Source organism: Nocardia noduli (assembly GCF_019038455.1).
In the GTDB taxonomy this organism is placed as follows: Bacteria; Actinomycetota; Actinomycetes; order Mycobacteriales; family Mycobacteriaceae; genus Nocardia; species Nocardia noduli.
Genome location: NZ_JAFMPL010000034.1, coordinates 57,545 through 69,317, shown reverse-complemented (window position 1 = coordinate 69,317; position 11,773 = coordinate 57,545). Strand labels below are relative to the sequence as shown.

At 67.0% G+C, this 11,773-nt stretch carries 10 protein-coding genes and 1 pseudogene; 5 read left to right on the top strand and 6 right to left on the bottom strand.

Annotated features, from left to right (window positions below):
* The 4 genes and pseudogenes from JZ792_RS19825 to JZ792_RS19810 form a co-directional block, all read right to left on the bottom strand.
* Positions 1-465, bottom strand: a pseudogene (locus JZ792_RS19825) (DUF1542 domain-containing protein); the annotation flags it as partial.
* A gap of 76 nt (positions 466-541) precedes the next feature.
* Positions 542-2,014 (bottom strand): flavin-containing monooxygenase, encoded by a 1,473-nt coding sequence (locus JZ792_RS19820; protein ID WP_216912089.1) that lies wholly within the window; start codon positions 2,012-2,014, stop codon positions 542-544.
* Between the two features lie 78 nt (positions 2,015-2,092).
* On the bottom strand, positions 2,093-3,055 hold the full coding sequence (locus JZ792_RS19815) for an alpha/beta hydrolase (protein ID WP_216912087.1): 963 nt from the start codon (positions 3,053-3,055) through the stop codon (positions 2,093-2,095).
* A gap of 161 nt (positions 3,056-3,216) precedes the next feature.
* The gene (locus JZ792_RS19810) at positions 3,217-4,359 is read right to left on the bottom strand and encodes an acyl-CoA dehydrogenase family protein (RefSeq protein WP_216912085.1); all 1,143 of its coding nucleotides are present in this window, start codon (positions 4,357-4,359) and stop codon (positions 3,217-3,219) included.
* Between the two features lie 124 nt (positions 4,360-4,483).
* Between JZ792_RS19810 and JZ792_RS19805 the strand changes: the two genes are divergently transcribed.
* The 3 genes from JZ792_RS19805 (at position 4,484) to JZ792_RS19795 (ending at position 7,680) form a co-directional block, all read left to right on the top strand.
* Positions 4,484-4,876 carry an ArsR/SmtB family transcription factor gene (locus JZ792_RS19805; RefSeq protein WP_216912083.1) on the top strand — a complete coding sequence of 131 codons (393 nt, stop codon included), beginning with the start codon at positions 4,484-4,486 and terminating at the stop codon, positions 4,874-4,876.
* The gene (locus JZ792_RS19800; protein ID WP_216912081.1) at positions 4,873-5,886 is read left to right on the top strand and encodes a cation diffusion facilitator family transporter; all 1,014 of its coding nucleotides are present in this window, start codon (positions 4,873-4,875) and stop codon (positions 5,884-5,886) included. The genes JZ792_RS19805 and JZ792_RS19800 overlap by 4 nt, the downstream gene beginning before the upstream one ends.
* Positions 5,887-6,033: 147 nt before the next feature.
* Entirely contained in the window at positions 6,034-7,680 is a 1,647-nt protein-coding gene (locus JZ792_RS19795) for a long-chain fatty acid--CoA ligase (RefSeq protein WP_216912079.1), read from the top strand.
* A 205-nt stretch (positions 7,681-7,885) separates the two neighbouring features.
* Here JZ792_RS19795 and JZ792_RS19790 read toward each other — a convergent pair whose 3' ends face one another.
* Together JZ792_RS19790 and JZ792_RS19785 are read right to left on the bottom strand one after the other, a co-directional pair.
* On the bottom strand, positions 7,886-8,278 hold the full coding sequence (locus JZ792_RS19790; protein WP_216912077.1) for an SCO5389 family protein: 393 nt from the start codon (positions 8,276-8,278) through the stop codon (positions 7,886-7,888).
* Positions 8,279-8,347: 69 nt separating this feature from the next.
* The gene (locus JZ792_RS19785) at positions 8,348-9,511 is read right to left on the bottom strand and encodes an NAD(P)H-dependent flavin oxidoreductase (protein WP_216912075.1); all 1,164 of its coding nucleotides are present in this window, start codon (positions 9,509-9,511) and stop codon (positions 8,348-8,350) included.
* 219 nt (positions 9,512-9,730) lie between these two features.
* Between JZ792_RS19785 and JZ792_RS19780 the strand changes: the two genes are divergently transcribed.
* Positions 9,731-10,483 carry a M23 family metallopeptidase gene (locus JZ792_RS19780; protein WP_232839757.1) on the top strand — a complete coding sequence of 251 codons (753 nt, stop codon included), beginning with the start codon at positions 9,731-9,733 and terminating at the stop codon, positions 10,481-10,483.
* Positions 10,484-10,629: 146 nt separating this feature from the next.
* On the top strand, positions 10,630-11,613 hold the full coding sequence (locus tag JZ792_RS19775; protein WP_216912073.1) for a helix-turn-helix domain-containing protein: 984 nt from the start codon (positions 10,630-10,632) through the stop codon (positions 11,611-11,613).
* The last annotated feature ends 160 nt before the right edge of the window (positions 11,614-11,773 follow it).

Below are 11,773 nucleotides of genomic sequence, written 5' to 3'. Positions count from 1 at the left end.
GTAGTAGTTGGGGGTGGAGCGGGAAGGTTTGGGGGAGGCGGCTATTCGGCGGCCGTCGTAGTCGATGACGCGGTCTTCGCTGACGGTGCCCGCGGCGGAGCGGCCTTCGAGTTCGGGGACGGTGGGGCCGGGGTCCATGCCCATGGCGGTGCGGGCGGCGCGGATGTAGTAGAGGCCCTCGATCGCGGTTTGCCTGGCGAGGCGGGCTTGGGTGGGGGTGCTGGACTGGTCGAGTTGGGAGCCTGCGGCGAGGTGGCGTTCGGAGGCGTCGACGAGGGCTTGCCTGGAGGCGTCGTCGGTGCCGGTGAGGTTGTAGATCTGGCCGCCGAGGCGTTCGTTGACCTGGCGGGCGTCGGCCAGTGCGTCGGCGAGTTCGGTCGCGGTGCGCTGCTGGGATCGGCGGGAGACCACGATGAAAAGCGTGGTGACGACCGCGACGACGAGGAGGAGGTACAGCCAGGTCATCGGCCTGCCTTCCGTCGGCGGATGCGAATATCCCCGAGTTTACCGGCGGATTGCTGAGACCCGGCTGAGCGGCGAATCAGCGCAGCGCGCGTTCGCCTTTCGCCTCCACGTAATTCGCCGGATCGAAGGTTTTCGTCTTCCAGCGGTAGAGCACGGTCGCCCCGGGCCAGTTGTTGGTGATGCGGCCGGAGGCGTTGCGGTACCAGCTGGAACAGAAATTCCAGGGGGTGTCCTTGAGGCGACGTTGCAGCCAGTCGTCCCATTGCTGTTCGGCGTCGGCGCGGGGGGCGAGGAAATGGCCGGTGCGGCCGGACAGGTACTGGACTGCTTGGCGGATGTAGCGGGCCTGGGATTCGAGCATGTAGATGATGGAGCCGGAGCCGACATTGGTGTTCGGTCCGTACATCATGAACAGGTTCGGGAAGTTCGGCACGGTCACGCCGAGATAGGCGCGCGCGCCTTCGTCGCCCCAGACGTCGGTGAGTTTGCGTCCGCCGGTTCCGTAGATGTTCATCGGCGCGAGGAATTCGGTGCCTTTGAATCCGGTGCCGTAGACGATCACGTCGACGGGGTGTTCCACGCCGTCGGCGGTGCGGATGCCGGTGGGGGTCACGGCCTCGATCGCGGTGGTCTCGACGGTGACGTTCGGCTGGGCGAGGGCGGGGAAGTATTCGTTGGAGAACAGTCCGCGTTTGCAGCCCGCGGCGTAGTCGGGGGTGAGTTTGGCGCGGAGTTCGGGGTCGGTGACCTGTTTGGCGCGGTGCCGGTCGGCGAGGGCGATGACGGGGTTCTTCAGCGCGGGGATATCGGTCAGGGCCAGGGCGAGGAATTCGAACAACGACCAGATCGCGAGACGTTCGGCCAGCCGGGCGGGCGGCACGTATTTGAACAACTTCTTGTGCGCGGCACTGTATTCGGTGTCGAATTTCGGCAGGATCCAGGCCGCGGACCGCTGGAACAGGGTGAGGTGTTCGACCTGCGGCTGAATGCGCGGGATGTATTGGATCGCACTGGCTCCGGTGCCGATGCAGGCCACTCGCTTACCGGTGAGGTCGACGTCGTGGTTCCATTCGGCGGAATGGAAGGCCGCGCCGCGGAAGGTGTCGATACCGGGCAGATTCGGCAGGGCGGGGCGTGAGAGCTGGCCGACGGCGGGAATGAGGATATCGGCGGTGAGGGTGGCGCCGTCGCCGGTGGTGATGTGCCAGCGGCCGGTCTTCTCGTCGAATTCGGCGTCGGTGACCTCGGTGCCGAAGCGGACGAAACTCGGCAGGTCGTGCTTTTCGGCGACCGTCCGCATATAGGCGTGGATATCGGCCTGCTCGGAGAACCGCCGCGGCCAATCGGATTTCGGCTCGTAGGACCACGAGTAGAGCGGTGACGGCACGTCGCAGGCGGCGCCGGGATAGGTGTTCTCGCGCCAGACTCCACCGAGATCGGCTGCCTTCTCCAGGATGGTGAAGTTGTGCAGACCGGCTCGCCGGAGCTCGAGTGCCATTCCGAGTCCGGCGAATCCGGCGCCGATGATGATGATGGACGGCTCTGTCATATTTCGAGCCTAAATCGCCGTCCCCGGGTTGCCGAGAGAACGGCGGACATCAAATCGACATTTTCGGCCATCTGCCGGTCAGGGGTGCAGCGCGGCCTTCAGCACGTCGACGGCCTGCGCGACCGCCGCGCGGGCGGCGTGGGTGTCGTGCATCGAGTTGACCATGACGAAATCGTGGATGATCGCGGCGTAGCGGACCTGGGTGACCGGCACGCCCGCTGCCCTGAGTTTGGCGGCGAAGGCCTCGCCTTCGTCGCGCAGCACGTCGACCTCGGCGTTGATCACCAGGGCGGGCGGCAGTCCGGCCAACTGCTCGGTGCTCGCGCGCAGCGGTGACGCGGTGATCTGGGCGCGGTCGTCCTCGTCGGTGGTGTATTGGTCCCAGAACCACTTCATGCCCTCCCTGGTCAGGAAGTAGCCCTCGGCGAACGCGTGGTAGGACGGGGTGTCGAAATTCGCGTCGGTCACCGGGTAGAACAGGACCTGCTGCACGAAGTCGACGTCGCCGCGTTCCTTGGCCATCAGCGTCAGGGCGATGGCCATATTGCCGCCGACCGAATCCCCGGCCACGGCGATACGCGACGGATCGAGTCCCTTCGACGCGCCGTCGGTGCTCACCCACTGCGCGACCCGGTAGGACTGTTCGTTGGCGACCGGATACCGGACGTCGGGGGAGCGGTCGTATTCCGGGAAGACGACGGCGGCGTGCGCGCCGACCGCGAGGTCGCGCACCAGCCGGTCGTGGGTGTGCGCGTCGCCGAAAACCCAACCGGCGCCGTGGGTGTAGACGATGACAGGCAGCACGCCCTCGGCGTCCTTCGGTTTGACGATGCGCACCGGGACCGACCCGGTGGGCCCGCCCGCGACGGTGATCCACTCCTCGTCGATCTCCGGTTTGGCGATCGGGGTGTCCTGGACGCTGTCGACCGCCTTGCGCCCCTCCTCCGGCGGAAGCTGGTAGAGGAACGGCGGTTCGGAGGTCGCGTCGACGAATTCCCGGGCTGCCTGTTCCAGTGAGACACCCAGCGGATTACCTGCCATGGTCCGACCTCTCGTGTGGTGATCCGAGCAAACGCTCGGCGATTCCCACTCAGTGTGGGCGCGCGGGTTATCCGCGCGCCCCACTCGAAAGGCCGGAAATGCCATCGATCAGGACATGGGGCTCAGGACTTGGGGCTCAGGACATCGGGTCGGGCGTGAACTCAGCTCGCGGCGAGGCCCCTGGCGATGACGAGGCGCTGGATCTGGTTGGTGCCCTCGAAGATCTGCATGACCTTGGCCTCGCGCATATAGCGCTCGACCGGGAAGTCCTGGGTGTAGCCGTATCCGCCGAAGACCTGCACGGCGTCGGTGGTGACCTTCATCGCCGCGTCGGTGGCTATCAGCTTGGCGACGCTGGCCTGACGTGAGTAGGGCAGTCCGGCGTCGCGCCTGCGCGCGGCGTCGAGGTAGGTGGCGCGCGCGGAATCCACGGCGGCGGCCATATCGGCCAGCAGGAAGCCCAGGCCCTGGTGGTCGATGATGTTGCGGCCGAACGCCTCCCGCTCCTTGGCGTAGGCGACGGCGTCGTCGAGGGCGCGCTGGGCCAGACCGGTCGCGACCGCGGCGATGCCGAGCCTGCCGGAATCGAGGGCGCTGAAGGCGATGGTGAGGCCCTGGCCTTCGGCGCCGACCAGGCGTTCGGCGGGGATGAACGCGTCGTCGTAGGCGGCGGTGGTGGTCGGGATACCGCGCAGGCCCATCTTCTCCTCGGGCTTGCCGAAGCTCAGGCCCTCGGTGTCCTTGGGGACGAGGAAGCAGGAGATGCCCTTGGAACCCTCGCCGGTGCGCGCGAACAGGGTGTAGAAATCGGCGCGGCCGCCGTTGGTGATCCACGCCTTCGAGCCGGTGATGCGGTATCCGCCGTCGACCTTGGTGGCGCGGCAGCGCAGCGCGGCGGCGTCGGATCCGGCGTGCGGCTCGGAAAGGCTGTAGGCGCCGATGGTTTCGCCCGAGAGCATCTCGCCGAGCCAGCGGCCCTGCTGCTCCTCGGTGCCGAAGGCGTAGAGCGGATGACACGACAGGCTGTGCACACTCACCGCTACCGCGACCGCGGCCCAGCGGCTCGCCAATTCCTCCAGCACCTGGAGGTAGACCTCGTAGGGCTGCGCGCCGCCGCCGAACTCCTCCGGGTACGGCAGGCTCAGCAGTCCGGCCGCGCCGAGCGCGGGGAAGACGCCCTCGGGAAAGGTTCCGGTCTTCTCACTGTCGACGACCCGCGGTTCGAGCACTTTGTCGGCGATATCGCGGGTCAGCTCGATGAGATCCCGGGACTCCTCTGTCGGCAGCATCCGATCAACTGGCATTCCCTTGTTCTACCGGTTGTCCTGCGCGGACGGTAGGGCGACCCCAGTTAGTGGCTATTAACTGATTGTTTTCTGCCGGAAGCGAGGACTGGGCAGGCCGACGGTATCGATCTATTATCTGCGTATGAATGCAGATAGTGGAGTATCGCGGCCTCCGCTGGCAGAAGACCAGGTGGGACTGGTCGTCGAGGTTTTCCGGATGCTGGCCGACCCGACCAGGGTGCGGATCCTGTGGGCTCTGGTCGATCGCGAACTCTCGGTCAACGAGCTCGCGGAGCAGGTGGGCAAACCCGCGCCGTCGGTATCGCAGCACCTCGCGAAACTGCGCATGGCCCGGCTCGTCCGACCGCGCCGGGCGGGCACGACCATCTACTACAGCCTGGAGAACGAGCACATCCTGCGGCTCGTGGTCGACGCGGTGCACAACGCCGAGCACGCGGGACCGGGGGTGCCGTCACACCATCGCGCGGCCGAGCTCCGGGTGCTGCCGGGGCGGAATCGAGAGGTTTCGGAATGAACTGGGGAAATCGGCTGGCCGGAAGTGACGATTCGCGCCCGGAGGGAGAGTCGCACAACGATCATCCGCACGGCGTTCGAGGCGTTCTGCGTGAGATTTTCGTTCCGCACTCCCACGACCCCGCCGACAAGGTCGATGACGCGCTGGAGGCGGGGTCGATCGGGATCAAAGCGGTGAAGATCAGCCTCGCCGTGCTCGGATTCACCGCGATCCTCCAGGTCGTCGTCGTGGTGATGTCGGGTTCGGTGGCGCTGGCGGCGGATACGATCCACAACTTCTCCGACGCGCTGACCGCCGTACCGCTGTGGATCGCCTTCGTGCTGGGGCGGCGCGCGGCGACCCGGCGCTATACCTACGGATTCGGCCGGGCCGAGGATCTGGCCGGACTCTTCGTGGTCGGCATGATCGCGCTGTCGGCGCTGATCGCGGGGTACGAGGCGGTGCGTCGGCTGATCGATCCGGTGCCGATCCAGCATCTCGGCGCGGTGGCGGCGGCCGGGGTGATCGGATTCCTCGGGAACGAGACGGTCGCGCTGTATCGGATCCGGGTGGGGCGGCGGATCGGGTCGGCGGCCCTGGTCGCCGACGGACTGCACGCCAGGACCGACGGGTTCACCTCGCTCGCGGTGCTGTTCGGCGCGGGTGGGGTCGCGCTCGGCTTCCCGCTCGCCGATCCGCTGGTCGGCCTGCTCATCACCGTCGCGATCCTCGCGGTTCTGCGGATCGCGGCGCGTGATGTCTTCCGGCGGCTGATGGACGGGGTCGAACCGGCGCTGGTCTCGTCGGCCGAGCGCGCGCTGGCCGGTTCTTCGGGTGTTCTCGGTGTGCGCAGCCTGCGTATGCGCTGGATCGGGCACCGGTTGCACGCCGATGTGGAATTGGATATCGCCTCCACCATCACCCTTGCCGACGCCCACAGATTGGCGCACGAGGCCGAGCACACTCTCGTCCACGTCGTCCCGCGACTGGATACCGCGGTGGTCCACGCCTATCCGGCGCACGCGTCGTGAAGTTCGGGCCGGGTTCTCGCGACCACGGCTGGTTGAAGCTTCATCAATGGGACAATTCCGCTTAGGCCGCTGGGCGATTGCTACTTGTGGGTAGCATTCTCCGGTGTGATGTGGCTCATGTCGGCCACCGAGGATAAAGGAGTTCCCATGTTGAGCACCATGCAGGACGAGCCGTTATCGCTGGCGACGCTGTTGAAATACGCGTCCACGTTCCAGGGCGACAGCACGGTGTCCACATGGACCGGAACCGGCGTGCGCACCATGACCTACCGCGAACTCGGCGCGGAGGCGGCGCGGCTGGCGAACGCGCTGCGCGGGCTCGGCATCGGCGTCGGTGACCGGGTCGCGACCTTCATGTGGAACAACAACGAGCACATGGTCGCCTACATCGCGGCGCCCGCCATGGGCGCGGTGCTGCACGCCCTCAATATCCGGTTGTTCCCCGAGCAGTTGGTCTACGTGGCCAACCATGCCGAGGACCAGGTGGTCATCGTGGACGGCACGCTGCTGCCGATGTTCGCCCAGTACCTGCCGAATCTGAAGACGGTGCGCCACGTCATCGTGGCCAACGGCGACGCCGCCGCGCTGGAGGCGCCCGAAGGCGTGCAGGTGCACTCCTACACCGAACTCCTTGCCGCGCAGTCCGATACCTACGACTACCCGGTGATCGACGAACGGTCGGCGGCGGCCATGTGTTACACCTCGGGCACCACCGGCGACCCCAAGGGCGTGGTGTACTCGCACCGTTCCAACTGGCTGCACGCCATGCAGGTGATCTCGCCCAACAGCATGGGTTTCACCGAGGCGGACAACGTGCTCGCCATCGTCCCGCTGTTCCACGCGAACGCCTGGGGCCTGCCCTACGCCGCGTTGATGTCGGGTGCGAATGTGCTGATGCCCGACCGTTTCCTGCAACCCGGCCCGCTGCTGGAACTGATGAAATCGGAGAAGCCGACCTTCGCGGCGGCGGTGCCGACCATCTGGGGCGGCGTGCTGGCGGGCCTGGAAGCCGAACCGCAGGACATCAGCCATCTTCGCACCGTCGTGGTCGGTGGTTCGGCGGTGCCGCCCGCGATGATGCAGGCCTTCGAACAGCGTCACGGTGTGCGCATCCTGCACGCCTGGGGCATGACCGAGACCTCGCCGCTCGGCAGCGTCGCGCACCCGCCGTCGGGGGTGACCGGCGAGGAGGAATGGGAGTACCGCTTCACCCAGGGCCGATTCCCGGCGACGGTGCAGGCGCGCCTGGTCGACGACGAGGGCAAGGTGGTGCCCAACGACGGAGAGTCGCTGGGTGAGTTGGAGGTTCGCGGTCCGTGGATCACCGGCTCCTACTACTCGCCGGAGGGCGCGACGATCGATCCGGACAAGTTCGACGACGGCTGGCTGCGCACCGGCGACGTCGGCAAGATCACCCCGAACGGCTACCTGACACTGGTCGACCGCTCCAAGGACGTCATCAAGTCCGGTGGTGAGTGGATTTCCTCGGTGGATCTGGAGAACGCCGTGATGGGGCATCCCTCGGTCGCCGAGGCGGCGGTGATCGGTGTGCCGGACGAGAAATGGGACGAGCGTCCGTTGGTCGCGATCGTGCTCAAGGAAGGCGCGGAGCCGGGGGAGGGGCAAGCCACCGAACTGCGTGACTTCCTGTCCGGGAAATTCGCCAAATGGCAGCTGCCGGAACGCTGGACCTTCATCGCGGAGGTGCCCAAGACCAGTGTCGGCAAATTCGACAAGAAACGGCTGCGCGCCCAGTTCGCCGAAGGCGATCTGACAGTCACGACGCTGAGCTGAGGTCGCTGAGTCGCGGCCAGTCAGCTTGGGTCGCTGAGTGGAGGTCACTGAGCTGAGGCCGCTGAGTCGAGGCCGCTGAGTCGAGAACACTGAATCGAGAACACCGCCGCGACGGGCGCGGAATCCGGAACCACACCGGATTCCGCGCCCGTCGTGCTGCGGCCACTCGGTATTGCTGCCGAGCCGCCCTCTCGGAGGAGAGGAATCAGCAGTTGCGTAGTTCCGGGCTCTGGTTCAACAGTTGGGCCCTGGTGCCGATGAAACGGCTGTAGGTCTCCCCGCCGACCGCGGACAGCGGGAAGGCCGCCACCCGGTGGCAGTTCTGGAAGGCCAGCTTGACCTTGAAATGCCGTTCCAGGCCGCCGCGAATCGCGTCGGAGGCCATGGCGCGCAACAGTTGGCCGCGGGCCACCTCGTCCGGCGGCGCGACCAGATTGTCGGCGTATTCCTCCGACCCCGACTCCAGTTCGGCGGCGACCCGACTGACCACTTCCCATGCGTACGGCAGTGAGGTTCGTACGACTTCGGCGAAGTCGGCGTCGTCGACCTCACCGGCTTCTGCGCGTTCGAGTATTGCTGCGGGAACATCGAGGGACATGGCGCTCTCCTCCTGGGGATGGGGTGGATGGGCGGTGCGATGTCCCCGAAGTCTAATCGAAAGTGGTTGTCAACAAGACTGGATTCGGCGTGAAAGTGCTTTATCGAGTGCGGTTTTCGTGTCGGCGGCCAGCGTGCGCACCAGATCGCCCGCGGGTAGCTCCGGCGTCAGCGCCTGCGTCTGACCCGCCCACAGGTTGACATCGGCGCGGTTGCCCGCCGCGCGCGCCCGCGCCCGCAACGGCGCGGTGGCGTAATGGATTTCGGGATAGGCGACGGGTGCGTTCGCCGAATGTTCGACCATGAATCGGTTGCGCACCCCGCGCGCCCTGCGGCCGGTGAACGCGCGGGTGAGCATGGTGGGCTCGGAGGTGCCGACCGCGTCGCGGTGCACCGGATTGGTTCCGGCTTCCGGGCAACGCAGGAAGACCGTGCCCAATTGGACCGCGGCCGCGCCCGCCGCGAGCGCGGCGGCGATACCGGCGCCGGTGGTGATGCCGCCGGTGGCCACGATCGGCAGGTCCACCGCGGCGTCGAGCAGTTGCAGCAGCGCGAGCAGGCCGAGCGGATCGACAGCGTCGTCGGTCACCCGGTCGGTGAAGGTGGCCCGGTGTCCGCCCGCCTCCGCGCCCTGCGCGATGAGGACGTCGGCTCCCGCGTCGACGGCGATCAGCGCCTCGGCGACCGAGGTCACCGTGACCCAGACCTCGGAGCCGACCGCGTGCAGCCGCGCGACCTCGGCTCCCGTTGGGCAGCCGAAGGTGCAGGTGACCACCGCGACCGGGGATTCGGTGAGCAGGTCGAGTTCGGCTTCCCAGTCGTCGGTGTCGTATCGGGGCGCGCCGAGTTCGTGGTCGGCGCCGATCTCGGCCAGATAATCGGCGAACCGCGCGGGCGGGGTCGCCGGGCCGGGGACGAACAGGTTGACCCCGAACGCGGCGTCGGTCGCGGCGCGGGTGGCCGCTATTCGCGCGGCGACCTCGGTCGCGCTCAGGTAACCCGCCGCCAGGATGCCGAAGCCGCCCGCTTCGGTCACGGCGACGGTGAGCTCGGGAGTGGACGGTCCGCCCGCCATCGGGGCGAGAACGATCGGGACGCGCAGTTCGTCGATGATCACGGTTCGAGTCTGGCCCATGCCTGTCCGTAACCTTGGAAAAAAGCATGTGACCTGGCCCGAAACAAAAAGATTGCCATCGAAGGTTGCGAAATGGTCACGACGGGGTAGAGTTCCCATCACAACGGAGGCCGAAACGTTACATAGTTTCGGGTTCCCCGAACGGGGTAATCCTGTCGGGCTTCGTTCTTCAATGTAGTCGGAAGCTAGGACGAAGCTTTGTCGCAGCACCGGGTAGGCCCCAGTTCCATCACCGTCATGAGCCTCATCGGCGAAGGCTGCGTTTCGGGTCGGCCGACACGACATCGCGTCGAGTCGAGCTCCGCCGAGCGAGTGAAGATGGCCGCGAGCGCCGCCGTCGCGGCGGGTGCCATCATCGGCACCCTGTCGCAGGTCGCTCCCGCCATCGCGGCCCCGCTCTCGGATCACGACGCCGAGGACGCGGCCCAGGCCATCGAGCCGATCACCTTCAAGGGCAGCGATATCTCGACCACCCAGGCGAAGTTCGACGCCCCGGCCGAGACTGTCGAGACCGCCGCCGCCACGACTCCGGCCGCCGCGATTCCCGTCGCCGCGCCGATCGCCGCGCCGTTCGGCATCGGCAATCTCCCCCCGGAGATCGCCGGTCCGCTGTCGCAGGTCGAGGACATCCTCAAGGGTGTGCAGCAGCAGGTCGCCCCCGCGCCCGCCGCGGTGCGTCCGGTCGGCGGCGCCATCAGCTCCGGATTCGGAAGCCGTTGGGGTGAAATGCACTACGGCCTCGACTTCGCCGATTACCTGGGCGCCCCGATTCATTCGGTGAGCAACGGCACGGTTATCGAAGCGGGACCGGCCTCGGGCTTCGGCCTGTGGGTGCGCGTACTCCAAGAAGACGGCACCACAGCGGTTTACGGTCACGTGAACGACATGCTCGTGCAGGCGGGTCAGAAAGTGCGCGCGGGTGATGTCATCGCCACCGTCGGCAACCGGGGCCAGTCGACCGGACCGCATCTGCACCTGGAGATCTGGGATCAGGGTGGCAGCAAGATCGACCCGATGCCCTACCTCGCAGACAAGGGCGTTCCGATGCACTGGGGCCCGTCGCAGCACTGAGTATCGCTGCCGGGCTTGCGGTTCCACACCTCACACCCGAACGGGCAGGGGCACCATGCACCGACGCGAAGCGGTTCGATGACTACCCGGCGAATCTGTCCGCTCATGCGGACCCGTGACGCCCTGCGGGTCGTTAGGCTCGGCCCGTGACCGAGCTTGGCGATATCTTCGAGCCTGGATCACCGCACGGCAGAGCCTATGCCGCGCTGGTCCACCATCCGCGATCCGGACTTGCCGATATCGCGCGCTACCTGAGCGTTTCCCCCGAGTCCGCCGCCGCCTCCCTCGAGGTCCTGTGCGCATTGCAGGCCGCGGTCCGTCTCGACGACGGCGACGGCGAACCGATCTGGGATGCGCACGCGCCCGAATCGCTGTCGGAATCCGAGGCGAAACGGCGTCAGCACGCGATCAGCCAGATGCATGCCTCCGCGGCGCGACTGAGCGAGACCTTCCGCTCGGTGCGCCGGTCGCCGCGTGGCAACGGCGCGGTGGTGCCGGTGTACGAACGCCTGGAGATGCTGGCCGATTTCGAGGAGATCCAGCACGCGGCGCGCGGCTGCGTCAAGGTCATCGAACGCCCGCCGTATCTGAGCGATCCCGATCGTGAACAGCAGTTGTTCCTGCTCAAGCGCGCTCGCCTCGGTGCGGGCATTCGCTACCAGACCCTCTACCAGGACGCGATCTACCAGGATCCGGAACGGCTGCGGCACGCGCTGGCCACCAATGCCGTCGGTGCGCACGCCAGGACCCTGCCGGAGCCGCCGCTCAAGGTGATCATCTGCGACGACGATCGCGCGAGTCTGGTGCTGCACGCCGACGAACGCCGTCCCGATCCGATGGGATTGCGCATCACCGGCTCGCCCGCGCTGCGATTGATCGTCAAGACCTTCGATGTGCTGTGGTCGCTGGCCGCGCCCATCTCGGTGAATCCGACCGCCGACGAACTCGACGAACGTGACAGGGCGATCCTGACCCTGATGGGTCTCGGCGCGACCGACGACACCATCGCGCGCAGGCTCGGGATGTCGCGGCGCACAGTGGTCCGACGGACCGCCCGGCTGCTGGAAAGACTCGGTGCGAGTACCCGATTCCAGGCCGGTGTGCAGGCTACGAGACGGGGATGGCTATGATCTAGCAACTGCGAATTCGCCCGATCTCGGCCGGTTGCCGCTCCCACGGCGCGACGCCGATTCCTGTGATCTGATTGGGCCGAAACGCCCGAATCATTCCTCTTGCTTCGTTCGACGCCGGTGCCGCACGCGCCGGAATCCAGCCGGGTTGGTGGGTTTC